The organism is Formosa sp. Hel1_33_131, from assembly GCF_001735745.1.
Lineage (GTDB): Bacteria > Bacteroidota > Bacteroidia > Flavobacteriales > Flavobacteriaceae > Hel1-33-131.
Genome location: NZ_CP017260.1, coordinates 1,146,575 through 1,170,960, shown reverse-complemented (window position 1 = coordinate 1,170,960; position 24,386 = coordinate 1,146,575). Strand labels below are relative to the sequence as shown.

30 protein-coding genes and 1 tRNA gene are annotated in these 24,386 nt (G+C 37.1%); 20 read left to right on the top strand and 11 right to left on the bottom strand.

Annotated features, from left to right (window positions below; translation table 11 throughout):
- Positions 1 to 5 precede the first annotated feature (5 nt).
- The 3 genes from FORMB_RS05225 to tsaB are packed head-to-tail and all read left to right on the top strand — an operon-like array spanning position 6 to position 3,198.
- Complete coding sequence (locus FORMB_RS05225) at positions 6 to 1,130, top strand: efflux RND transporter periplasmic adaptor subunit (protein WP_069676449.1); 1,125 nt, start codon at positions 6 to 8, stop codon at positions 1,128 to 1,130.
- Between the two features lie 16 nt (positions 1,131 to 1,146).
- A complete protein-coding gene (locus FORMB_RS05220; RefSeq protein ID WP_157498078.1) occupies positions 1,147 to 2,523 on the top strand; it encodes a TolC family protein in 1,377 nt (458 codons plus the stop codon).
- A 3-nt stretch (positions 2,524 to 2,526) separates the two neighbouring features.
- Positions 2,527 to 3,198, top strand: coding sequence for a tRNA (adenosine(37)-N6)-threonylcarbamoyltransferase complex dimerization subunit type 1 TsaB (gene tsaB, locus FORMB_RS05215; protein ID WP_069676448.1), 672 nt, complete (start codon positions 2,527 to 2,529; stop codon positions 3,196 to 3,198).
- 3 nt (positions 3,199 to 3,201) lie between these two features.
- Here tsaB and FORMB_RS05210 read toward each other — a convergent pair whose 3' ends face one another.
- Positions 3,202 to 4,008, bottom strand: coding sequence for a mechanosensitive ion channel family protein (locus FORMB_RS05210; protein WP_069676447.1), 807 nt, complete (start codon positions 4,006 to 4,008; stop codon positions 3,202 to 3,204).
- A gap of 36 nt (positions 4,009 to 4,044) precedes the next feature.
- Complete coding sequence (locus FORMB_RS05205; protein ID WP_069676446.1) at positions 4,045 to 4,737, bottom strand: hypothetical protein; 693 nt, start codon at positions 4,735 to 4,737, stop codon at positions 4,045 to 4,047.
- 129 nt (positions 4,738 to 4,866) lie between these two features.
- Between FORMB_RS05205 and rsmI the strand changes: the two genes are divergently transcribed.
- From rsmI to FORMB_RS05185, 4 genes are all read left to right on the top strand, one after another.
- On the top strand, positions 4,867 to 5,547 hold the full coding sequence (gene rsmI / locus FORMB_RS05200; RefSeq protein ID WP_069676445.1) for a 16S rRNA (cytidine(1402)-2'-O)-methyltransferase: 681 nt from the start codon (positions 4,867 to 4,869) through the stop codon (positions 5,545 to 5,547).
- 155 nt (positions 5,548 to 5,702) lie between these two features.
- The gene (locus tag FORMB_RS05195; RefSeq protein ID WP_069676444.1) at positions 5,703 to 6,125 is read left to right on the top strand and encodes an OsmC family protein; all 423 of its coding nucleotides are present in this window, start codon (positions 5,703 to 5,705) and stop codon (positions 6,123 to 6,125) included.
- 2 nt (positions 6,126 to 6,127) lie between these two features.
- Positions 6,128 to 7,819, top strand: coding sequence for a single-stranded-DNA-specific exonuclease RecJ (recJ, locus tag FORMB_RS05190; protein ID WP_069676443.1), 1,692 nt, complete (start codon positions 6,128 to 6,130; stop codon positions 7,817 to 7,819).
- Position 7,820: 1 nt separating this feature from the next.
- Positions 7,821 to 9,089 (top strand): MFS transporter, encoded by a 1,269-nt coding sequence (locus tag FORMB_RS05185; RefSeq protein ID WP_069676442.1) that lies wholly within the window; start codon positions 7,821 to 7,823, stop codon positions 9,087 to 9,089.
- 4 nt (positions 9,090 to 9,093) lie between these two features.
- Here the strand turns inward: FORMB_RS05185 and FORMB_RS05180 are convergent, their stop codons facing one another.
- The 8 genes from FORMB_RS05180 to FORMB_RS05150 form a co-directional block, all read right to left on the bottom strand.
- Positions 9,094 to 9,849 (bottom strand): DUF2490 domain-containing protein, encoded by a 756-nt coding sequence (locus FORMB_RS05180; RefSeq protein WP_069676441.1) that lies wholly within the window; start codon positions 9,847 to 9,849, stop codon positions 9,094 to 9,096.
- Positions 9,850 to 9,857: 8 nt separating this feature from the next.
- Positions 9,858 to 10,454, bottom strand: coding sequence for a DUF4956 domain-containing protein (locus FORMB_RS05175; RefSeq protein WP_069676440.1), 597 nt, complete (start codon positions 10,452 to 10,454; stop codon positions 9,858 to 9,860).
- 1 nt (position 10,455) lies between these two features.
- Entirely contained in the window at positions 10,456 to 11,196 is a 741-nt protein-coding gene (locus FORMB_RS05170) for a polyphosphate polymerase domain-containing protein (RefSeq protein ID WP_069676439.1), read from the bottom strand.
- An 89-nt stretch (positions 11,197 to 11,285) separates the two neighbouring features.
- Positions 11,286 to 12,038 carry a UDP-2,3-diacylglucosamine diphosphatase gene (locus FORMB_RS05165; protein WP_069677904.1) on the bottom strand — a complete coding sequence of 251 codons (753 nt, stop codon included), beginning with the start codon at positions 12,036 to 12,038 and terminating at the stop codon, positions 11,286 to 11,288.
- 18 nt (positions 12,039 to 12,056) lie between these two features.
- Positions 12,057 to 12,506: a 6-pyruvoyl trahydropterin synthase family protein gene (locus FORMB_RS05160; protein WP_069676438.1), complete on the bottom strand. Its 450-nt coding sequence runs from the start codon at positions 12,504 to 12,506 to the stop codon at positions 12,057 to 12,059.
- A 43-nt stretch (positions 12,507 to 12,549) separates the two neighbouring features.
- Positions 12,550 to 13,884, bottom strand: a complete 1,335-nt coding sequence (locus tag FORMB_RS05155) for an MATE family efflux transporter (protein WP_069676437.1) — start codon at positions 13,882 to 13,884, stop codon at positions 12,550 to 12,552.
- Positions 13,885 to 13,889: 5 nt separating this feature from the next.
- Positions 13,890 to 14,018 carry a hypothetical protein gene (locus FORMB_RS13255; protein ID WP_257784857.1) on the bottom strand — a complete coding sequence of 43 codons (129 nt, stop codon included), beginning with the start codon at positions 14,016 to 14,018 and terminating at the stop codon, positions 13,890 to 13,892.
- Between the two features lie 175 nt (positions 14,019 to 14,193).
- A complete protein-coding gene (locus tag FORMB_RS05150; RefSeq protein WP_069676436.1) occupies positions 14,194 to 14,484 on the bottom strand; it encodes a hypothetical protein in 291 nt (96 codons plus the stop codon).
- A 289-nt stretch (positions 14,485 to 14,773) separates the two neighbouring features.
- Here FORMB_RS05150 and FORMB_RS05145 point away from each other — a divergent pair.
- The 7 genes from FORMB_RS05145 (at position 14,774) to mscL (ending at position 18,723) form a co-directional block, all read left to right on the top strand.
- A tRNA-Ala gene (locus FORMB_RS05145) sits at positions 14,774 to 14,847 on the top strand.
- A gap of 207 nt (positions 14,848 to 15,054) precedes the next feature.
- On the top strand, positions 15,055 to 15,297 hold the full coding sequence (locus FORMB_RS05140; protein WP_069676435.1) for a hypothetical protein: 243 nt from the start codon (positions 15,055 to 15,057) through the stop codon (positions 15,295 to 15,297).
- A gap of 234 nt (positions 15,298 to 15,531) precedes the next feature.
- Positions 15,532 to 16,086 carry a hypothetical protein gene (locus FORMB_RS05135; protein WP_069676434.1) on the top strand — a complete coding sequence of 185 codons (555 nt, stop codon included), beginning with the start codon at positions 15,532 to 15,534 and terminating at the stop codon, positions 16,084 to 16,086.
- A 34-nt stretch (positions 16,087 to 16,120) separates the two neighbouring features.
- On the top strand, positions 16,121 to 16,909 hold the full coding sequence (locus FORMB_RS05130) for a hypothetical protein (RefSeq protein ID WP_069676433.1): 789 nt from the start codon (positions 16,121 to 16,123) through the stop codon (positions 16,907 to 16,909).
- A gap of 118 nt (positions 16,910 to 17,027) precedes the next feature.
- Positions 17,028 to 17,360 (top strand): ORF6N domain-containing protein, encoded by a 333-nt coding sequence (locus tag FORMB_RS12975; protein WP_231925569.1) that lies wholly within the window; start codon positions 17,028 to 17,030, stop codon positions 17,358 to 17,360.
- Between the two features lie 342 nt (positions 17,361 to 17,702).
- Entirely contained in the window at positions 17,703 to 18,224 is a 522-nt protein-coding gene (locus FORMB_RS05120) for an ORF6N domain-containing protein (protein WP_069676432.1), read from the top strand.
- A gap of 79 nt (positions 18,225 to 18,303) precedes the next feature.
- On the top strand, positions 18,304 to 18,723 hold the full coding sequence (mscL, locus tag FORMB_RS05115; RefSeq protein WP_069676431.1) for a large-conductance mechanosensitive channel protein MscL: 420 nt from the start codon (positions 18,304 to 18,306) through the stop codon (positions 18,721 to 18,723).
- 1 nt (position 18,724) lies between these two features.
- Here mscL and FORMB_RS05110 read toward each other — a convergent pair whose 3' ends face one another.
- A complete protein-coding gene (locus FORMB_RS05110) occupies positions 18,725 to 19,312 on the bottom strand; it encodes a riboflavin synthase (protein ID WP_069676430.1) in 588 nt (195 codons plus the stop codon).
- Between the two features lie 56 nt (positions 19,313 to 19,368).
- Between FORMB_RS05110 and pdxA the strand changes: the two genes are divergently transcribed.
- The 6 genes from pdxA (at position 19,369) to accC (ending at position 24,320) form a co-directional block, all read left to right on the top strand.
- Entirely contained in the window at positions 19,369 to 20,418 is a 1,050-nt protein-coding gene (gene pdxA, locus FORMB_RS05105; RefSeq protein WP_069676429.1) for a 4-hydroxythreonine-4-phosphate dehydrogenase PdxA, read from the top strand.
- Positions 20,419 to 20,486: 68 nt separating this feature from the next.
- Entirely contained in the window at positions 20,487 to 21,026 is a 540-nt protein-coding gene (locus FORMB_RS05100) for a YceD family protein (RefSeq protein ID WP_069676428.1), read from the top strand.
- An 8-nt stretch (positions 21,027 to 21,034) separates the two neighbouring features.
- A complete protein-coding gene (rpmF, locus tag FORMB_RS05095) occupies positions 21,035 to 21,238 on the top strand; it encodes a 50S ribosomal protein L32 (RefSeq protein ID WP_069676427.1) in 204 nt (67 codons plus the stop codon).
- Positions 21,239 to 21,426: 188 nt separating this feature from the next.
- Positions 21,427 to 22,422 (top strand): beta-ketoacyl-ACP synthase III, encoded by a 996-nt coding sequence (locus tag FORMB_RS05090; RefSeq protein ID WP_069676426.1) that lies wholly within the window; start codon positions 21,427 to 21,429, stop codon positions 22,420 to 22,422.
- A gap of 38 nt (positions 22,423 to 22,460) precedes the next feature.
- A complete protein-coding gene (accB, locus tag FORMB_RS05085; protein ID WP_069676425.1) occupies positions 22,461 to 22,934 on the top strand; it encodes an acetyl-CoA carboxylase biotin carboxyl carrier protein in 474 nt (157 codons plus the stop codon).
- A 33-nt stretch (positions 22,935 to 22,967) separates the two neighbouring features.
- Positions 22,968 to 24,320: an acetyl-CoA carboxylase biotin carboxylase subunit gene (gene accC, locus FORMB_RS05080; protein ID WP_069676424.1), complete on the top strand. Its 1,353-nt coding sequence runs from the start codon at positions 22,968 to 22,970 to the stop codon at positions 24,318 to 24,320.
- The last annotated feature ends 66 nt before the right edge of the window (positions 24,321 to 24,386 follow it).

Here is a 24,386-nt window from a genome sequence, read left to right as displayed (position 1 = left end):
AAAAAATGAACAAAACAGTAAAAATTATTTTAGGAATCGTCTTACTAATATTATTAGTATTTGTATTAAAATATTTTAAAGACTCCAACGCTAAAGAAGTTGTAGACTATAAAATAGAACTGCCATTTTATAGCACACTCGACACCAAAACCGTTGCTACAGGAAAGTTAAATCCTGAAGAAGAAATTGAATTGAAGCCACAAATTTCAGGCATTGTAGATCAGATTTTTGTTGAAGAAGGCGACCTAGTACAAAAAGGCGATTTAATTGCCAAAATTAGAGTCGTTCCAAACGAACAAGCTTTGGGAAGTGCTAAAAGCCGTATCAATACCGCGAGACTTTCATTTGAAAATGCACAAACTTTATTCAATCGAAATAAAGCCCTTTTTGAAAAAGGAGTCATCTCTAAACAAGATTTTGAAAACAGTGAGTTGAGTCTCAACCAATCCAAAGAAAGTTACGATCAATCCAAAGATGATTATCAAATCATCAAACAAGGATCTCTTTCTGGAGGCAGTTCAGCCAATACCAATATCGTTGCTCAAATTCCTGGAACCGTTCTTGAAATTCCTGTTCGTGAAGGCGATCAAGTGATTCAAAGTAATAATTTCAATGCAGGAACTACCATTGCTACCATTGCCGATATGAGTAAAATGATTTTTGAAGGCAAGGTTGATGAAGCTGAAGTTGGAAAATTAGAAGAAGGCAAAGACATCGTAGTCATCCTTGGAGCGATCAATGAAAAAGAATTCCCTGCCGTTCTTACGTTTGTAGCACCTAAAGGCGTGGAGGAAAATGGTGCTGTTCAGTTTACGATCAAAGCAGATGTGACCATTGACTCTAGCACAAAAATTCGTGCAGGATACAGTGCCAATGCCGAAATTGAAATTGAAAGCAAAGACAGTGTGCTGGTGATTAAAGAAGCGCTTTTACAATTCAATCGCATCACCGAAAAACCCTTTGTAGAATTACAAAAAGAAAATGGAAGCTTCAAGAAAAAAAATATTGAAATCGGATTGTCGGATGGCATTAATGTGGAAATCATAGATGGTGTAGAAGAAGGCGATAAAATCAAGGTTTGGAACAAAGCTTCAGAAGAAAATAATGAAGATGAAGAAGACGATGAATAATAAAACCCCCAAAACTATGAAACATATATGTACAGTTCTTTTTCTCGTAGGAACGTTAAGCAGTTTTGCTCAAAAAAAATGGAGCTTATTAGATTGCGTCAATCACGCTTTGGAGCATAATATTTCCGTGAAGCAATCGGTGCTGGATATTGACTTGGCCAAACAAGACTTGATAAGTGCCAAAGGTAACTTTATGCCAACCCTTAATGCTTCAGCTTCTCATAACTTTAACTTTGGATCCTTCATTGGACAGGATGGTTCACGAATTAAAAGTGATTCAAGAGGGAATAATTTTGGGTTAAATACAGGCATTACAATTTTTAATGGCTTTCGAAATTTAAATATATATAAACAAGCAAAACTTGGAGTCGAGTCGAGTCAGTTTCAACTCACAATTCTTCAGGACAATGTTTCTATGACCGTTGTCAATGCATTTCTAAATATTTTATTCAACAAAGAGAACCTTAAAATTGCCATAGAACAAGTAACGATCAGTCAGAATCAACTGGACCAAATCACTTCTCAAGTAGAAGCGGGGATTAAACCGAGCTCTGATTTATTTGATGCGGAAGCCACTTTAGCATCTAACAGGTCAAGTGTTGTAAATGCAGAAAATAGTTTAGACTTATCGCTACTAAGTTTAAGTCAAAGTTTGCAAGTTTCCCCTCTTGATTTTGACATTCAAGAGATTCAAATTAATTTAACTTCTGCGTCCTTAGCTTATGATTCATACGATGAAATCTTAGCGTATGCTTTAGACAATCGTGCAGAAATTAACAATGCAGAATTAGGGATAGAAAACACTGATTTTGGATTGAAATTAGCGCAAAGTGCCTATGCCCCTTCATTGAGTTTTGGGGCAGGTTTAGGGTCGTCATATCAACACAGACAAGGAGAACCAGATACGAGAATTCAATTTGTAGAAGACCCAAATAATCCAAATAATACTATTGAAAAGATTGTGCCCTATGGTTTTGGGACCCAATTAGATAATAACTTAGGGTATAATTTAGGATTCAATTTAAGCATTCCAATTTTTAATGGGTTTAAAACAAAAGCCAATGTGTCGAAAGCTAAAATTAATAGAGAAAAAAGTCTTCTTAATTTAGAGCAAGCAAAGCAAAACATTACAACGACAATTACACAAGCATACGCGGATGCAAAAGCTGCTTTGAAACAATACGAAGCATCTAGGTTTTCAGTCATTAGCCTAGAAGAATCATTTAAAAATGTTCAAAATAAATTTAATCTTGGAGCCGCAACTTCCTTTGAAGTTGAGCAGGTAAGAGGGCGCTTAGTAAGTGCAAAATCAACCTTAATTAATTCAAAATATAACTTTGTGTTTCGTTCGAAAGTCTTAGACTTTTTCATGGGCAAACCATTGATTCCATAATTTATGGCATACATTTTAAACATAGAAACTTCTACAACGAATTGCTCTGTGGCATTATCCGAAAACGGAGCAGTTATAGAATTTAAAGAAGACAACAGTCTAGAGTATTCCCATGCGGAACGCCTCCATATCTATATTGACGAAGTTCTTAAAACAGCAAAGGTTTCTAAAAACCAACTCGAGGCCATTGCGATCAGCAAAGGCCCTGGCTCTTATACGGGTTTGCGAATCGGCGTTTCTGCCGCTAAAGGCTTGTGTTATGCGTTGAGTCTTCCTTTAATTTCTGTGCCCACTTTAGAAGCCCTTGCACATCAGGTTGAGAACCCAAAAGGAACCATTGTTGCGATGCTTGATGCAAGACGTATGGAAGTATATTCAGCCATTTATGATGCGGATTATAATGAAATTCGCAGCACGGAAGCTGAGGTATTGACTTCTGAATCGTATCAAGAATTATTGGAATCGGCTCCTCTTTATTTTATTGGAAATGGCGTGGCTAAAACCAAAGATATCATCACGCATAAAAACGCACAATTCATCGAAGACAAATTGCCTTCAGCAAAACAAATGTGTGCGCTTTCTTATGATAAATTTAAAACAAATGATTTTGAAGACGTTGCTTATTTTGAACCTTTTTATTTAAAAGATTTCATCGCCATTCCTTCAAAAAAATAAGGCTTATCCTTTTTTGTGAATTTCGACCACATGTGGATAAGGAATTTCGATACCCGCAGCATCCAATGCCTCTTTGCAGTTTTCTGTAATCTCAAAATAAACAGTCCAATAATCTTCCACGGTACACCAAGGACGAACGGCAAAATTTACGGAACTATCAGCGAGTTCAGAAACATTAACCGTCGGGAGAGGTTCTGATAACACTTTAGAATGCGCAGTTAAAACCTTCAACAGTACTTCTTTAGTTTTTTTAATATCTTCACTATAACCCACTCCAATTGTTAAATCAACTCTTAAGGTTCCTTCGGCTGAAAGGTTGACAATATTGCCATTTGCCAAAGTACCATTAGGGATAATGACACGTTTGTTACTTGGAGTCAAAATTTGAGTTGTAAAAAGTTGAATGTCTTTGACAACGCCTATTTCTCCCTGAGCATTGATTAAATCGTCCACTCTAAAGGGTTTGAATAAAATGATCAAAACACCTCCAGCAAAATTTGCTAATGACCCTTGTAAAGCAAGTCCAAGTCCTAAACCTGCAGCTGCCATAACGGCCGCTAGCGCGGTGGTGTCTATACCAAGTTTAGAAATCACAGCGATGAGTAATACCGCTTTTAATCCCCAGCCTAATAAATTACTAAGAAAGGCTTGTAAGGTATTATCAACGTGACGCGAGTTTAGGAGTTTATTAATTAAGCGAAGAATAAATTTAATTGCATACAGGCCAACAATCAGTAAGGCTAATGCATAAAGTACTTTTGGCGAATATTCAAGCAGTAGGTCTTTTGCAGTGGTTAGGTATTTTTCCATAGTTAAAAAATTTAAGATTTGGGGTTAAATTAATGTTTATAAAGTATTTAAGTAATTAACAAATGTAATTAAATCAGCTTCTCTGGACAACTTAATCTTGTTTGAGTTAATGAAATCTAATATAATTTTTGAGTTCTCAGGGAAAAGTGCCTTTGCAAGTTTCTTTTTCTTGGTAGGCAACAATACAGCCTCTTTATTGGCAAGTTTGATATACATGCGATCTTTCACAGTTTTATACATCGCAGGTTTGGGAGCATCATAGCCCGTTTTAGAAGCCTGTTCTTCAAAAAATACAATTCTATGTTTCTTTAATATGAGGTTCTCTCCTTCCTTGTTTAGTTTCACGAAATACCCCTTTTTTTGATGGCCAGTATCATCGGTGTAACTAAAAATATGATAAGATTCATTGGTCGCTGTAAACGTTATTTTAACCGAGGCATCATTTTTATTTAAAGCATACACGGTATTGTCGGCACCTTGAAACTCCATTTCATCGTCATAAATATTGTAACGCACCCCAAAAATTTGATCGGGCATTGATGATATTTTAGTGCTAATAAAATCTTCATTCAAATATTTTGATCCTTTAATAGTAGAACTTTCAGTGGAATTGATATTCACAAAAATATTACTCATGTTTTGAGAAGAGCCATCGGCATATTTAAGTGATTGAGAAAAAGATAACTGTAAGGAGCATACACTTAGAAGTGCGAGGTTTAATAATTTCATATATTTATTGTAGTAAATTTAATTCGGTCAAAGATACATATTATGGTAATGAATTACAATTTCTTCGAAAGGGTAAAAAGAAGAATTTACATCATATAGGTATGTTGTATAAAAACGTTGTAACTTTGAATTATGAAGCTATATATTGTACCGACCCCCATAGGAAATCTAGAAGACATCACCTTACGTGCCATCAATGTATTGAAATCGGTTGATTTGATTTTGGCAGAAGACACCAGAACCTCTGGAAAACTTTTGAAGCATTTTGAGATCGGAACTCAAATGCATTCCCACCACATGCATAACGAGCATAAAACCGTACAAGGGATTATTCAAAAATTAAAAATGGGAACTACCATTGCGTTGATCAGTGATGCAGGAACCCCCGCTATTTCGGACCCTGGGTTTTTACTCACAAGAGCCTGTGTCGAAAATGACATTCCAGTGGACTGTCTTCCAGGAGCGACTGCCTTTGTACCCGCCTTAGTCAACTCTGGATTGCCCAACGATAAATTTGTATTTGAAGGATTTTTGCCCGTCAAAAAAGGCCGTCAAACACGCTTCCTCCTATTAGCAGAAGAACCACGCACTATTATTTTATATGAAAGTCCTCACAAACTGATCAAGACCCTTTCTCATATTTGTGAATATTTTGGAGAAGACCGTCAAATTTCTGTATCGCGGGAACTCACCAAACTTTATGAAGAAACCCAAAGAGGCACAGCAAAATCAATTTTAGAACATTACACCAATCGCCCTCCAAAAGGAGAAATTGTGATTGTGGTAGCAGGGAAATCAAAAGTTTCTTAGGGCTGCTTTCTATTAACTTATTCATTTTTTTTAAGTACCATTCCCTAAAAACCTCAACAAGCACTTCGGTTTCCAAATTGTGAGTGGCACATCATAGTGTAACTATTGACATTATTTAGTATTTTTGAAGCAATAAGAATCAAAAATATTTTAGGATGTCCCACAAAACAACAACTCACTGGAAAGGTGGAATGCAATTCGAATCTGACAACCCAAGCGGAAAAACCGTGTTAATGGATACAGTTGTAAAAGGCCAAGCTGAACAATTTGGCGTATCTCCAAAAGCAATGATGCTCTCCGCTTTAGCGGGCTGTTCAGGCATAGATATCGTCGATATTTTAGAAAAAATGAAAGTCGTTGATTACGAATTAAAAATGGAAGTCGAAGGCTTTCTTACTGACGAACATCCAAAGTATTACGATAAAGTCCATGTGGATTATCATTTTACGGGTACTGATTTGTCTCCAAAAAAAATTGATAAAGCCGTGAAACTCTCCGTAGATAAATATTGCGGCGTCATGGAAATGTTTAGACAATTTTCAACGGTGACCACCACCATTCACATCCATAATTCTTAGCAATGCGTTGGACGCTCAAACCGAAGCCCGACACCAAAAAAATAGCCGATTTAGCCTCTAAATTAGGCGTCGATAGGGCGATTTCGGAGCTGTTACTCCAAAGAGGTATTGAGAATTTTGAAGACGCTAAAACCTTTTTTCGACCGAGTTGGTCCGATTTGCACGATCCCTTTCTGATGAAAGACATGGACAAAGCAGTTGCCAGAATCGAAGCCGCTATAAAAAGCAACGAACAGGTATTAGTATTTGGAGATTATGATGTGGACGGCACTTCTTCCGTTGCTTTGATGGCGTCCTATTTAGAAACCAAAAGCACTCAGATTTCCACCTATATTCCCGACCGTTATGAAGAAGGGTATGGCGTATCCTACAAAGGAATTGACTTCGCGTCAGACAACGATTTCTCGTTAATAATTGCCTTAGACTGCGGAGTCAAAGCAATTGAAAAAGTGGCCTATGCAAAGAAAAAAGGCATTGACTTTATCATCTGTGACCATCACCGTCCAGGGAAAGAATTGCCCGATGCGGTCGCTATTTTAGACCCAAAACGTCCCGATTGTGAATACCCTTTTAAAGAACTTTGTGGATGTGGTGTTGGATTTAAATTGATTCAAGCCTTGGCATCTAAAGAGGGGATTCCTGTAGAATCTTTGGTAGGGTATTTAGATTTAGTAGCTACAGCAATTGGTGCCGATATAGTTCCTATTGTTGGCGAAAATAGAGCTCTCGCTTATTTTGGCTTGCAAGTCATTAATACCAATCCACGCCCAGGGTTTAAAGCGCTGATCAATCAGATGAAAAAGGAGGTGCTCACCATCACTGATGTTGTGTTTAATATTGCACCGCGCATCAATGCTGCAGGACGTATGAAACATGGCAACTATGCCGTGGCTCTGATGAAAGAAATGAGTTTTGAGAATGCAGAAACAGCAGCTAGCGAAATAGAACTTTTTAATACCAACCGTCGCGAAGCGGACAAGCGTATCACACAAGAAGCCTTGTTACAAATAGAAGAATCAAACGAAACGGAAGATGCGACTTCGGTTGTATATCAAGAAGATTGGCACAAAGGCGTGATTGGAATTGTAGCCTCCCGATTGATAGAAACCCATTACCGCCCCACTTTGGTATTTACCAAAAGTGGCGACTTTTTAGCAGCTTCCGCACGATCTGTCAGAGGATTTGATGTGTACCATGCCTTAGAAAATTGCAGCCATTTATTAGAGCAATTCGGAGGGCATATGTATGCCGCAGGAATGACTATTAAAGAAGAAAATTATTCAGCCTTTAAAGCCGCTTTTGAAGCTGAGGTTTCAGCAACCTTGCCTGTACACCTTCGAACGCCTGAAATAAAAATTGATGCCGAAATTGATTTTGATGCCATCACACCAAAGTTTTATAGAATCCTAAAACAATTCGCTCCCTTTGGACCTCAAAATATGTCACCCGTTTTTATGAGTTCAGAAGTACTGGATACAGGCTACGGAAAATGTGTGGGTGAAGATCAAACGCATTTACGGGTCACACTCGCTCAAAAAGGCAGCTCCAAAATTGTAGGGATTGGCTTTGGCATGGGAAGTGATTTACCGATTGTTAAATCTAAAACTCCCTTTAAGGTGGTCTATTCTATTGATGAAAACGAATGGAATGGGCGTGTGAGTTTACAGTTAAAATTAAAAGGCATTAAATCTTAATATGGCAAAAAGAGATCCTTACGCGGCACTTCGATTTAAGGAATTTAATATCTTTCTGTTATTGCGATTTATTTTAGTTTTTGGTTGGTCCATGCAATTTATCATCATTGAATGGCAAGTTTATACACTCACCAAAGACCCGTTGTCTCTGGGGATTATTGGGCTTATGGAAATTATTCCTGCCTTTAGTATGGCGTTGTTTGCAGGGCATATTGTCGATCAAAGTGAAAAACGAAATTTACTCTTGAAATGTATAGGCCTGTTTTCATTGATTAGTTTTGGGCTTTTCTTTTTAACCAGTCCTTCTGTTGAAGCGGATTGGAGCTCAAAAACCATTCTCTATACAATTTATGCATTTGTGTTTATGGGTGGATTGTTACGTGCTTTTTTTGGTCCCACTATTTTTTCGTTGGTCGCATTGATCGTGCCTAAAAAAGCCTATCCAAATGCGGCAACATGGAACAGCTCAACCTGGCAAATGGCTTCTATGTTAGGCCCTGCTTTAGCAGGTTTTACAATCAATTGGATTGGGGTGCATTGGTCGCTGTGCATTGTGTTTGGCTTGGTTGTTTTGTCCTTTATATTGTTGTTTGGAATTTCTCGCAAACCCATCTTGAATCCAAAAATCGGAGAACCCATTATGCAAAGTTTAAAAGAAGGAGTTCGATTTGTGTTTAAAACAAAAGCGATTTTAGGGGCGTTAAGCTTGGATATGATTGCCGTTCTTTTTGGAGGTGCAGTCGCTTTGCTTCCCGTCTTTGCACAAGATATTTTAGAAGTAGGCTCAGAAGGGTTTGGAGTGTTAAGAGCCGCTCCTGCGGTTGGGGCATTCATTACCATGCTGATTACGGCCTACATTCCTATCAGTAAAAATGCGGGACTCAAATTGTTAGCCGCCATTTTCGGATTTGGCGTGTGTATTATTGTTTTTGGACTGTCCTCTATCTTTTGGATATCAGTCGTTGCGCTCTTTTTTAGTGGGGTCACGGATGGGGTTTCTATGGTGATCAGACAAACCATTTTACAGCTCAAAACACCCGATCATATGCGGGGCCGTGTGTCCTCTGTAAATTCTATGTTTGTGGGATCTTCAAATGAACTAGGTGCTTTTGAAAGTGGCGTAACTGCGAAACTTATGGGAACCGTTACGGCGGTTGTTTTTGGTGGAACGATGACCTTAATAACGGTGATTACTACGGGAATTGTGTCGCCAACATTTCGAAAATTAGATCTAGAAAAAGACTTGGATGCGCATGAAACTCAAGATTAATAATTTAAAGCTCGATTAAGGATTCATCCGTTTTTCTAAAATCTAAACTGTATGTGTATTTAAACCCTAAAATCGATTTTGAAACTGTAACTTCGGTTTTTTTCACCTCCACATTTAAGTCATCTTGAAGCCTGTAGAAAACTGCTATTTTCCCAAATCTATTAAATTTCCGAGAGGCTGATAATGTAAAGCGTTGTCGATCAATTTTATCAGCAACAGTCCAATTAGAAAAGGGACTAAAAAACTCCCCTTTTAATTTAAAAACGATATTAATAGGAAGGAATTTGTAGTCAATCCCAAACAGGAATCGGAATCGTTCTTTTGCGATATCACCTTCCTCTTTGGAGAACCCTAATTCATTTTTATTTTGATATCTAAGACGGTAAGATACGCCTATTCTCTTGACATCATGTTTGAAGCTTGCATCCAATTGATATCTGAAGTGCGATTCAACTCCTTGCTTTTTGCCAACATCGTCATTTTTTTTAATGAATCGAACCCCGCCTCCGAGTTCAAAATCTTTAACGATTTCATAACCTGCTTCAACTTGCGTAAAATAGGTGCTGACAGTCGTAATGTCATTTCGATACCTTAGATGTTCCGAAATGGAAAAGGATATTTTTTCACTTGCTCTTACATCTAGCTGTACGGCGCTCCATCCCTCTAAATCCTTTGAGTTTTGAGCCAATAACAAATTAGAGGACGTTAATATAAATACAATGAATGCGAATACGGTGTTATTTTGCTTAGATAAGTTCATAGTCAAAATTAAAGTTTATAATAGACAGTTACTTTGGCGACATCTTTTAAGAAATTTATTTTTCCAATTTCAAAGCTTAGGATTTCAAAGCCAAGTCTTTTTTCTAAATCTGCTTTGAGTAAGTCATGATTTTCAGGGCGAATGTTTTCAATAATTTCATAAATCACATCCTTAGAGACTATTTCTGTTCGCGCCCAATAGCGTTCAAGAACGTATAAAGCCAACAGTATAATTGTATTGGCTGCGATAATTTCTGCATAACTCATTTTTTTGTTTGAAAGGGCATTCATCACTGCGACGCCAATCACCACAAACAGATAGGTCATTTCTTTGACCTCTAAAGGAAGTGTCCTGTAACGGATGATCCCAAAAATAGCAAACAATCCCAAAGCCATCCCGAGATCCAATTCATACTTTTTTAATGTAAAGCACAAAAAGTAAACGACAATTCCAATAAGGTAGAAGGTGAATAAATACTCTTTCTTCTGATGGTATTTATAATAGATAAATTTTACAATTCCAGTTAGGAAAAATAAATTCAACAAAAATCGAATCATCATTTTGTAAAAGTCGTCATCGAATATAGGAATGCCTAGTAGCTCCATGTTAGTGATTTAATTGGTTAATTTTTAAGTTGAGTTCTTTAAACTTGTTAGACTTTACGCCCGAGAAAATGTTGGCAACACCCATACAATATTTACTAAAACTTACGGTTCTAATTCTCTTAGATTTTAGTGTGCTATATATAGGAGTTCTTGTATTTCGTTTTTCTTGTTTGACTTCAATAACGACCACATTTTTAAATTCTTTTGTGGTTGAATCTGTTTTATATTCCAAACCCGTATCTATGGTCACACGTTCGGACCGTTGGGTGTTTACCAATGTAAAACGTTGAAAATAATTATTTAAAACGGGCTTTAATTCCCAGTCTTTTTTAGTAGCCTTTTCAATAAACTTTTTTGATTCTGTTGATAAGGTTATTTCAAAATCATCAATTGAACAACGCACTTTGTTGGTCATTCCAGTGTTTTGTTTTTCTTTAACTTCTAAAAAACAAATATCCGACTCAACATACCTCCGCATTCTTATTTTGTGACGGTTTGCTTTACCGTTGTGGTGTTCTTTATAGCAGTGCAAATCTGTTGTGTCAAAGTAAAGGGTGGAATAATTCATCAACCGATTTTCACCAATCTCTAAAATCTGATATTCAGAATAGAGGTACGGTAAAAGTTCAGACAATTTAGAGGTGGTGGTTAGGAACTTCGTATCAACGCGTTTCAATAATGAAACACCATTCATTTCCTCTAATGAAATAGAGGCAAAGCCTGATAATTTAGATACGTCCATTGGTTAATTTGGATAAACTTACGATTTTTTTTCACATCAAAAAAATAAATGTCACATCAAAAATCTAACTGTAGGCATGAGTTAAACGTCTAAAATTCTTTCAACGTCAAGGTGTCGACTTCAAAAACGGCGTAGGTGTAATAGCCAATCCAGTCCCCAAGGTTGATGTATTTTGACTGCTCATTAAGCGGAATTTCTAGTGGTAAATGCCGGTGTCCAAACACAAAATAGTCGCGGTGTTTTTCTTCTAATTTTTTAAGACTGTATTGCACCAACCACTCTTTGTCATTTCCAAGAAACTTCACGTCTTCATCCCCCGAAATCACTTTGTTTTTAACCGATAGGTATTGCGCAAAACGAACGCCAATATCAGGGTGTATCCATCTGTATAACCATTTAAAAAATGGATTTGTAAATACTTTTTTGAGACGTTTAAATCCTTTGTCATCCGGGCCAAGTCCATCGCCGTGACCAATAAAAAAGGATTTTGAATTGAAGGTAAATTCTTGAGGTTGATGATGTACAGTAATGCCCAACTCTTCTTCGAAATAGCCATTCATCCACAAGTCGTGATTCCCTACAAAAAAGTGAATTTCAATGCCTTGATCGCTCAGCTCTGCCAATTTCCCTAACACCCGTGTAAACCCTTTTGGGATGACATATTTATATTCAAACCAGAAATCAAACAAATCGCCTAATAAGAAAATAACCTCCGCATCGTGCTTGATAGAATCCAACCATTGCACGAACTTTTTTTCGCGAGGCATAGACTCCTTGGCCGTCGGCGCACCAAGATGGTTGTCAGAAGCAAAGTATATTTTTTTCCCTTCGGGAATTTTTATAGCCGTCATATTACACTGTTAGTTGTCACTTGCATACCATTCTGCAAAACTCGTGGCGGTTTCTTGCAGTTTAAGGGCATGTAACTGTATTGTATTGGGCAGTCGTTTTTTTATTTTTTCGGCAAAATCAATCACCATCATTTCACTTGTAGGTTGATAATCGACTAGAAGTACATTGTGTCCCCGATCCGAAAGTTCTTTTGCAAGCTCTACGTGGGGGGTGTTTTTATTAAACACTGTGGCGTGATCAAAGACGTTCACGATCTCTTCTTTGATGATTTTTTTTAAATCCGTAAAATCAATTACCATTCCAAATTTTACATGGGTGTTATCTGAAATTGGCTGTCCAATGACAGTCACATCTAAGCGGTAGCTGTGCCCATGAACATTTTTGCATTTACCATCATACCCATAAAGTGCATGTCCCGTTTCAAAAGAAAATTGTTTTGTAATTCGAATGTTGCTCATTGGTGTTTTTTGGTATCTAATCGATTCATAGTTCTATACAAAGTTAATGGTTTTGAACCTGTGGTAAAAATTGTTTCCTAAATTTTATTATTAGTGGGATGCCTCTAGCGATCATCCACAAGGTAAAAGCGGTAAAAACACCATGGAGTTTCCACCCATAATAATCGGTAATAAATAGCACAGGTAAAAACACAAACAGTGTTGTAAGTATTAATACATTTCTCAAATCCTTCATCTTTCCGAGCCCTTTAAAAATGCCATCAAATACAAATGCCAATGCGCAGATAGGTTGCATTAGTAACACCATCCAAAAGATGTCATAGAACTGCGCCAACACTTCTGGGTCGTTTGTAAAGGCGATTCCGATTGGCTTATAAAACAAGGCGCCAATTAGCCCCATAATTACGCCGACAATGAGGGCGTATTTTATCAGGCGATTGCTTAGTTGTAAGAGTAAGTGGTAGTTTTTAGCTCCAAACAGTTTTCCAGAAAGGATGTTGCCGGCACTGGCATAGCCATCGACGGCAAAGGCGGCAAAAAACCATAAATTAATAGCGATGGTATAGGCGGCGATGTAGGTATTTCCATAACCTGTCGCAAAACGTGCTGCAAAATACAAGGCGGTATTGAGTGCCAAGGTCCGAACGATGAGGTGCTTAATCATGTTCAAAAACTTTGGAAGTTCTTTATTAAAAGGTCTTGTGAGTTTTAAGGGTATTTCTGTTTTTTTTAGAAGGAAGTAAGTCGCCAAGGCTGCCATTAAAAATTGTGCCAACACACTTGCGATGGCGGCTCCTTTGAGGTAAAGCGGCGGAAACACATCTGCAATTCCATAGACCAACAACACATCTAAAAGGATATTTACCATGGCACCTGTGATGGCGATAAGCATTGGGTAATAGGTATTTTGAAGCCCTCTAAAAATTCCAAAAACTGCGAAGGTATAGAGGGTAAAGGGCAACCCAAACACCCGAATTTTATAGTAGGAAACACTGTAGTCCAACAACAACCCTGAAGCATTGTAGAGCTTAAAAATGGCATTGCTAAAGGGATAGGTTCCGAAACAAATTAACAAGCTGAGAATTAAAATAATGGTGATGGCTTGTGCGGGTAAATTTTTGACTTCGTCTAATTTATTGGCACCAACATATTGAGAAATGATGGATGAAATGGCGCTACGCGATTGTCCGAGTACCCAAATAAGCATGGATAAAAAGGTGGTCACAATGCCCACAGCTGCCAAGGATTCTGTTGCATTTACGGAAATATGACCCACAATAGCGGCGTCCGTAAGAGAAAGAATAGGTTCGGCAATACCTGCGATAATGGCGGGCACTGCAAGTTTGTTAATGTATTTGAGGCTAATAGTTGTTTCCAATAGCCCTATTTTCCGCGACCTGTTTTTCGGACGGCAGTGGTTTTACTGGTATTTTTATTTTTAAGGTCAGATTTGCCACCTTTTTTTGTATCTGTTTTCTTTACGGTTTTATTACCAAAAAATTTACTGCTCATAATAAATTGAATTTAGTGTCAAAAGTACGGAAAAGACTTTAGTTGAAATCACATTTGATTATAGGATTTACTTTTCAAAAGGATTGTGGTCTATAATTTCCTGTTTTTAGCAATTCTAAAAGGGGAGTGATGTGCCTGACTTTTTTTATAACCATTAAACAGGCGGAAGACCGCCTTAATTTTTTACCAATGTATAAACGACACTAAATCTACCAGCATCTGACGCAACGCTTGTTCCTTCAAGAGACCAACCATCGTTTAAAAAAAACTCTAGTGCCTGATCTCCAGTTAAACCATTTCTAAATCTCTCTTCTTTACCATCATTTATAACGTATGCAGATTCAAGCTTTTTCCCCATTAACTTCAAAATAATTACATCTGTTGACTTAGAGTTATTTAAAGTAGTAAAACCTGTCAAAACTGTAAGGCAAACGATTGTTGTGATTATTGTTTTCAAGTACTTCATATCTTAATTTATTAGTTTCTTGTAAAGATACAAAACTCGACTTAAGTTATTTTTTTGCCTTTTAATAACACAACAGCATGAGTATTAGGACAAAAACTGCGGGGAGTTTTAAGCAGTTGTTAGGGGATTGAACACCAGAAAAAGCATCTATAACTCTGTAAATACTGCCATATAAATTAGTGCCATAAGAGTGACAGAATAGTCCAAAAAATATTTTAGATTTGCAGCAAGTTATTTTTAAGTACTTGATTTGAATCTAATGAAGAATTAAACAAGTTTCACATCAAATGGGGATGTAGCTCAGTTGGCTAGAGCGCTTGACTGGCAGTCAAGAGGTCGTGAGTTCGAATCTCATCTTCTCCACGATGAAGCGCAGTGCGACTGCGAATTAAAACAAAAAAACTTACCAAGCTTGCTTGCGTAAGTTTTTTTTGTTTTAAGACGTCTGGTCTGAAAGAACAGCGCATATGAGAAAAACCGAAGGTTGATTTCATCTTCACGAATTCATTTTTTTTGAAACAAATTGATTTTAATATAAAACTAATTATATTTGTATTTTAAACCAATTCAATGACGAAAAAACTACTTCTTATTTCCGCCTTTTTAACCTTTTCTTGTTCAGACGATGATCAAAATTGTTTTACCATCATCGATAAAATAATTTCAGAAAACGAGTTTGTGTTTGTAGGAGATTTTGACACCTCCAATTTAGATACTGATGGTTCTCTTAATGGATACGCCGACATTAATTTAGTGGTTAGCGAAGATGTATTTAATTCTCACAATGAAGGAGATGGATATTGTTATGAATAATACACTAGTTATCAAATTGACAGCTGCTGGCTTTTAGTCTTTTCCCCAATGACTCTAAGCGACCTAAAAGAACTATTTTTAGCGAATTTATTATAAAAAAAGTAATTATAATTTTAAGCGCATCCATTACGATAAATGAGTGAAAAGTCATGTCTGAAACTTCATCAACAACAGATTAACTTGTATTTTACAATTAATAAGAGTAGATTTGAAGCTAACCAATTTATTAGATTTATGAAAAATATACTTACAATTTTAGGATTAATCTTCACACTCGTTTTTACGTCTTGCGCTGAAACAACGCCTTGTCCTGAGACACCTCCTTGCGATGTCCCTACAAATGGGTTTTTAACGGGAACGGATTACCAAGTAAAAATGGGTTCATCTGCTGCTTTAGACGTTTTTAATCAACTCGATGCTGCATGGGGAAAACGTGATTATGAGCTAATGAAAACATTTATTGCGGACAAAGCCTCTCTTAATTTTGATGATGGATTTGTAGCAACAAGCCCTCAAGAATTTGTGGATAAAATCAAAAACGATGCTGCGGCATCTGAGACTGGTGGCAACAATCAATGGGTTACAGACTATGCGTTTTCATTGACACTAACAGATGATGGGTCAGAAGAAACGACGATGGATTCTGGCGACTGGGTAAATGCGCAGTTTACAACTGAAAACACGGATCCAGATTCAGATATTGATTCAGAAGTGTACTACGAATACTACCACATTGTTAACGGAAAAGTGACGCAGTGGAATCAGTTTAAGAAAACAATCAAAAAATAATATCAAACACCAACATTAACTAAATATAACAATTATGAAAAATTTTATTACCGCATTATTTTTAACCGTAGGATTTGCAGTAACGGCACAAGTCGTTAACATTACCTATATTTCTGTACCAAGACAAGACTCTGAGTCGTTTTTAGAATTGCATGAAAAATTCACAAACCTTTCAATGTCTGAGGACAGAACCCTTACAGGAGCTGGAATGTTCGCGCATGCATTTGCAGGCGATTATACTTTTGCTACTTACGATTTTTATGCAAACGAACAAGATTTAGTAAACGATTCTGCTCTTGCAAATGCCGCCATGGAAGCCAATGTGGATGCTATGAAGTTAGACGACGCAGCAAAAGAAGCGCTTATGGCAGAATACCAAAGTTATGTTGCGATGTATGTGCATGGCCATTCTGATCAAATCAGACAAAGTAAAGGTTTAGAAGATATGTCTTTCGAAACAGAAGGTTTAGACTGGAGTACTAAAAAAGTGGTAGTTGTAAGCACTTACAATACTAAATGGGGTGGAAACGGTGTCTTTGCTGACGGAGTCAAAAACGGAAGTTTAAAGACGTTGAAAGACAGTGGTCTTGCAGTAGCAGCCTATGCAAGTCGTCACTTTTACGGCTCAGGAGCAAGCTGGCATACCTACCAGGTTTACAATACTTGGTCTGACTTTGCAGCTTATGAAGAAGCTAATTTAGGAGGTCCAATGACCGATGATGATAAAAAATTCTGGTCAGTAATCGATTCTCACAGCGATGAAATCTTAACTTATATTGGTGGGATGGATCGTGAAACAAAAGTATTTAGTTACGCAAAATAAGCTGTACTAAACTATATTATATCAAGCCTTCTGATTTTTATTGGGAGGTTTTTTTGTACTTAATTTTTATGGCACCATAAAAATTAAAATAGTAAATTTACCTACCAAATTTAGAATAATGAATGAAAAAATCACGATTCCAGATGAAGTAATCATCAATAAGATATATGTTATTAGAGATCAAAAAGTGATGTTAGATAAAGATTTAGCAGAGATTTATAATGTGGAAACCAAAAGATTAAAAGAACAAGTTAGAAGAAATATAGATCGTTTTCCAGATTCTTTTATGTTTGAACTCACAGCTGAAGAACATTCTTCTTTAAGGTCGCAAATTGCGACCTTAAAAAGAGGGAGACATTCAAAGTATCCACCTTTTGTATTCACAGAACACGGCATCCTCATGTTATCAAGTGTTTTAAATAGTGAGTTAGCTGTAAAAATGAGTGTATAGATCATAGAGACTTTTGTGCAACTGCGAAAACTAGCAAACAACTATGATGACATCATGCATAAAATCAATGAAATGGAATCTCGCAACAACGAACAATTTAGTGAGATTTATGAAGTGCTTCAGCGATTATTTTCGAAACCAGAAGAACAAGCTCGAAAAGAGATTGGTTATAAAGCCGATAGAACATAAATACGACTGCATTCCAATATTACTATTTAAAAAAAGAATTTGCAAACGTATCCCACAACGTAAATAACTAGCATCTGATAAGCTGAAATTTTTAAGAATCCAAATAGGCACCTTAAAAATTAAATAGTAAATTTACCTACCAAATTTAGAATAATGAATAAAAAAATCACCATTCCAGATGAAGTAATCATCAATAAGATATATGTTATTAGAGGCCAAAAAGTGATGGTAGATAGAGATTTAGCAGAGCTTTATGGTGTAACGACAAAACGCTTGAACGAACAAGTAAAAAGAAATAATAACCGCTTTCCTTCTAACTTTATGTTTGAACTGACAAAAGAAGAAAAGAATCAGCTAGTCGCAAATTGCGACCGCCTAAAAAAATTAAAGTTCTCCCCAGTTCTACCAAAGGTTTTTACCGAACATGGGATCCTAATGTTATCGAGCGTCTTAAATAGTGAGTTAGCTGTAAAAATGAGTGTACAGATCATAGAGACTTTTGTGCAACTGCGAAAACTAGCGAACAACTATGATGACATCATGCATAAAATCAATGAAATGGAATCACGCAACAACGAACAATTTAGTGAGATTTATGAAGTGCTTCAGCGATTATTTTCTAAACCAAAAGAGAAACCTCGAAAAGAGATTGGTTATAAGACGGATAGAACATAAACACCCAACAAAGTAACACTCGTATTTACAACTGCTGTTGAGGTGGTAAAAACCAGTAATTAATAATAAAATAATTAAAATGAAACTATTTAAAGAATTTAAAGATTTTGCGGTTAAAGGAAATATGATTGATATGGCGATCGGAATTATTATTGGGGCGTCCTTCAACGCCGTGATTAATGTTTTGGTAAAAAACATCATTTTACCGCCCTTGTCGCTTTTATCAGATGGAATTAATTTTCAAGAAAAGAAACTCATTCTAAGAACCGCCACAGAAACCACCAGTCAAGTGTCTTTGGATTATGGCTTGTTTGCCGAAACCATTCTCGATTTTCTAATCGTTGGGTTTACCATTTTTATTGTTGTAAAGTTCATTAACAAGCTCAAAACAAAAGCAGATGATGTTAAAGACGCGACAGTTCCCACCCCTGCAGACATTCAGTTATTGTCAGACATCAAACAATTACTCGAAGTTCAGAATAAAAAACTCCTTAAATAAGTTAGCGTGCATTATGCAGGCGAGCGACATATTTTCCGATCACATCAAATTCTAAATTCACAACCGTACCTGCTTCAAAACGATTAAAATTAGTGTGTTCATAGGTATAAGGAATGATCGCCACGCTAAAGCCACCATCTTTAGAATTTACAACGGTCAAGCTCACGCCGTTGACGGTAACCGAGCCTTTTTCAATCGTAAGATTTCCTAAAGAAGCATCGTATTTAAACGAATACACCCAACTCCCATTTTGGGTTTTGACACTGGTACAGGTTCCAATCTGATCGACATGCCCTTGAACCATATGGCCGTCCAATCGTGCGCCAAGTTTTAATCCGCGTTCTAAGTTTACAGTCGCTCCAATTTCTAAAACGTTGAGGTTGGTTTTGTCTAAAGTTTCTTTGATTGCCGTCACAGTATAACTGTTTTCAGTCAGGGCTATGACGGTCAGACACACCCCGTTATGGGACACACTTTGATCGATTTTTAATTCTGGCGCTAACACACTTTGAATTGTTAAGTGTAAGTTGTCATTCTCCTTCACTAAATTTTTTACAATCCCTAAATCTTCAATAATTCCCGTAAACATACTTTTAATTCGTTAAATTTGTAAATTCAAAATTACAAACATACACGTCACTTTTAATGGAAAAAGAAGAAAAAATAAAAATTGGAATTTCTATAGGAGATTTAAATGGTATAGGAGGTGAGTTGGTCATCAAGACTTTTGAAGACAATCGTATGCTTGAATTTTGTACGCCTATCATTTATGCTTCTGTAAAAACAGTGGCATTTCTCAAAAGACACTTTCAGAGTCCCCTAGATTTTAATAAAATTCAAAAGGCAAGTCAAGCCGTGGACTCTAAAGTTAATGTGGTTTCCGTTTGGCATGAAGATGTTAAAATAAATTTTGGAGAAGAAGACCCGAAAATTGGTGAATATGCTATAAAATCGCTCCAAGCGGCGGTTGAAGATCTTAAAAATGATCAAATTGATGTATTGGTCACGGCACCAATCAACAAGCATAACATTCAATCAGACGCCTTTAAATTCCCGGGGCATACAGATTATTTAGCCCAAGAACTCGAAGGCGATAGCTTGATGTTTATGGTTTCGGACGATCTTAAAGTAGGCTTATTAACCGACCACGTTCCCGTAAGTGAAGTCTCAAATCAAATCACAGCGGAGCTGATAGAAAAGAAAATCTCAATTATATACAAATCCTTAGTACAGGATTTTAGCATCCGAATGCCACGCATCGCTGTGTTAGGGATCAATCCCCATACAGGCGATAATGGAGTGATTGGGAGCGAAGACGACACGGTTTTACGCCCTGCCCTAGAGACCATCAAAAAGACAGGAAAGCTTGTGTATGGACCCTATTCGGCGGATAGTTTTTTTGGTTCTAAAAATTACAAAAACTTTGATGCGATCGTAGCCACCTATCATGACCAAGGGTTGATTCCTTTTAAAACGCTAGCGTTTGGAAATGGGGTCAATTTCACGGCGGGACTCAATAAAGTTCGCACCTCACCAGATCATGGAACGGCCTATGAAATCGCTGGCAAAGGCGAGGCAGATATCACCTCTTTTAAAGAAGCTATTTTTTCGGGAATGTCTATTTTTAGAAATCGAAAAATGAATCAAAGCCTCACTTCAAACCCATTATTGAGGCAGCCAAAAAAACGTAAATAAAAAATGAGACGCTATGCTGTTAGCCTTAATAAAATTTTATATATTTGCAGGCTCAAATATGCGAGACCATGAAGCCACTAAAAGCATTTGACATACAGTTTGTAGGGCTAAAGCTTGGTAAGCACGTTTACGAGTACGAAATTGATTATAAGTTCTTTGAGCATTTTGAATATGATGAGTTTAACGATGTAAGCGTTAAAATTGTTCTAAACCTTGAAAAAAAATCAACCTTTTTAGAGTTGAAATTTTTAGCAGAAGGAACGATTAACGTAGATTGTGACTTAACAAACGAGCCTTTTGATCAGGCGGTTAACACCAGTTTTGATTTAGTTGTTCAGTTTGGAAATGAGTATAATAACGAACATGAGGCGATTTTAATTATCCCGCATGCCGAATACGAAATTAATGTCGCACACAACATCTATGAATTAATTATTCTGTCCTTTCCTCAAAAACGGATTCATCCGGGAGTAGAAGATGGAACTATAGACTCAGATATACTTGAAAGACTTGAAACATTAAGCCCACAAAGCTTAGAAAATAAACCTCAACAAGAAGATATAGACCCTCGTTGGGACACATTAAAAAAATTACTAACGGATAAATAATATAGAAAATGGCACATCCTAAAAGAAAAATCTCCAGAACACGAAGAGATAAAAGACGTACCCATTACAAGGCAACTACGCCTCAAATAGCAACTTGCCCAACAACTGGCGAAGCGCACTTATACCACAGAGCGCACTGGCATGAAGGTAAATTATACTACAGAGGACAAGTCTTAGTAGATACTACAGCAGCGGAAGAAAACGCAGCCTAGGTAATTTTACATACAGTATTTAAAAACGCTCTTTTAGAGCGTTTTTTTTGTTTCACAAGATTTTCTCTAAAAACGCAATAAAAATGATTTTTTGGGCTTTTTTAACCAAAAAAGGTTATTTTTGAAACGTTTTTTGGTTGTTTTCGACACAATTCCGTTGAAAATCACCAAGTTAAAAAATAGACTTTATGACCAATATCTCAGCAGCTATAACCGCCGTAGGTGGCTATGTGCCAGACTTTATATTAACCAACAAGATTCTTGAAACGATGGTTGATACGAATGATGAGTGGATCACATCAAGAACAGGAATTAAAGAACGTAGAATTCTTAAAGGAGCCAATAAAGGCACCTCGTTTTTAGCAATACAAGCCGCTAAAGACCTTATCCAAAAAAATAATTTAGACCCAACCACGATAGACCTTGTCGTTGTGGCAACGGCTACCCCCGACATGAAAGCAGCTTCAACGTCTGCTTACACTGCATCTGAAATTGGGGCGACCAATGCTTTTTCATTTGACTTAGACGCTGCCTGTTCCAGTTTTTTATTCGGGATGTCTGTCGCGTCAAGCTATATACAATCTGGTAAGCATAAAAAAGTACTGCTAATTGGCGCAGATAAAAATTCTTCAATGATCAGTTATGAAGATCGAGCAACGTGCATCATTTTTGGAGATGGGGCAGGAGCCGTTCTTTTTGAGCCTAACGAAGAAGGATTTGGAGTTCAAGATGAATACCTTAGAAGTGACGGATCTGGACGTGAATTTTTACGTGCCACGCATGGCGGATCAGCCAATGCCATCACAGAAGAATCTCTGAAAGACCACTCACAGTATGTGTTTCAGGATGGAAAAACAGTCTTTAAAAACGCGGTATTTAACATGGCAGATGCCACCGAAAAAATATTAGAACGCAATAATTTAGACAATGATAAGATTGACTGGTTGGTAGCGCATCAAGCGAACAAACGAATTATAGATGCTACCGCAAACAGAATCAATTTGAACCCCCAAAAAGTGATGATGAATATTGAAAAATATGGCAACACAACTTCTGGGACCCTTCCATTGTTATTAAGTGATTACGAATCAAAATTAAAAAAAGGAGATAATCTAATATTCGCTGCATTTGGTGGCGGATTTAATTGGGGGTCTATATACCTTAAATGGGCGTATAATTCCTAAATGTATAAACTAACTAACCAAACAATAAAACTGTAATTATGGATTTAAAAGAAATTCAAAATTTAATCAAATTTGTAGCTAAATCAGGTACAAGCGAAGTGAAATTAGAAACGGATGATTTCAAAATCACCATCAAAACGGGTTCTGGGGACTCAATGACTACTGTTGTTCAACAAACTGCGGTTCCAATGCAGCAAGCAGCACCAGCACCACATGAGGCAGCCCCTGTTCAGGTTCAAATAGCAGCACCCGTCGTATCGGAAGATTCAAAATACATTACGGTAAAATCTCCAATTATTGGAACTTTCTACCGAAGACCTTCTCCAGATAAACCATTATTTGCAGAAGTTGGTCAAACAATTTCAGAAGGCGATGTGCTTTGTGTCATTGAAGCCATGAAACTATTTAACGAAATAGAGTCAGAAATTTCTGGTAAGATTGTAAAAATCCTTGTGGATGACGCAACTCCAGTTGAATTTGACCAGCCGTTATTTTTAGTTGACCCATCATAATAATAAGTTTACATTTTTAAAGCGTAAAAAGGTATGTTTAAAAAAATACTAGTAGCCAATCGTGGCGAAATAGCTCTTAGAGTTATAAGAACGTGTAAAGAAATGGGCATCCAAACCGTTGCTGTATATTCGACTGCAGATTCTGAAAGTCTGCATGTAAAATTTGCAGATGAAGCGGTTTGTATCGGACCTGCAGCCAGTAGCGAATCCTATTTAAAAATTTCTAATATCATTGCCGCTGCAGAAATTACCAATGCCGATGCTATTCATCCTGGTTATGGATTTCTATCTGAAAACGCTCGGTTTTCTAAAATCTGTGAAGAACACGGTATCAAATTTATTGGTGCTTCTCCAGATATGATTGACCGCATGGGTGATAAAGCCAATGCCAAAGCAACCATGAAAGCTGCCGGTGTTCCTTGCGTTCCTGGAAGTGAAGGAGTGATTGAAACTTTTGAAGACTGTATCAAAGTAGCTAAAGAAACGGGGTATCCTGTCATGCTAAAAGCTTCTGCTGGAGGTGGTGGAAAAGGAATGCGCGCCGTTTGGAAAAAAGAAAACCTTAAAGAGGCTTGGGATGCTGCCAGACAAGAATCGAAAGCAGCGTTTGGAAACGACGATATGTACATGGAAAAACTCATTGAAGAGCCAAGACATATCGAAATTCAGATTGTAGGGGATTCTAATGGAAAAGCCTGTCATTTGTCTGAGCGAGATTGCTCGATTCAACGCCGTCATCAAAAATTAACAGAAGAAGTGCCGTCGCCTTTTATGACGACTGCTCTAAGGAAAAAGATGGGTGATGCCGCTGTGTTGGCTTCTGAATATATCAAGTATGAAGGTGCTGGAACAGTTGAGTTTTTAGTGGATAAACATCGTAATTTCTTTTTTATGGAAATGAATACGCGTATCCAAGTAGAACACCCAATTACAGAACAAGTGATTGATTTTGATTTGATACGGGAGCAAATATCCGTAGCAGCAGGAGTGTTGATCTCTGGAAAAAACTACACACCAAACTTACATTCCATTGAATGTAGAATTAACGCAGAAGATCCGTTTAATGATTTTAGACCGTCTCCGGGTAAAATAACAACCTTACATTCTCCTGGTGGGCATGGGGTTCGTTTAGATACTCATGTATATGCAGGCTATAGTATTCCGCCGAATTATGATTCTATGATAGCGAAACTTATCACGACCGCTCAAACACGAGAAGAAGCGATTAGTAAAATGAAACGTGCGTTGGATGAATTTGTAATTGAAGGCATCAAAACAACCATTCCATTTCACCGTCAGTTGATGGACCATCCTGATTATATATCAGGTAATTATACCACTAAATTCATGGAAGACTTCACAATGAAAGTTGTTGAAGACGCTTAAATTATAAACTCCGAATCTGATTCGGAGTTTTTTTTTATTCTAAACCCAGTGTAAAATACTCCAATT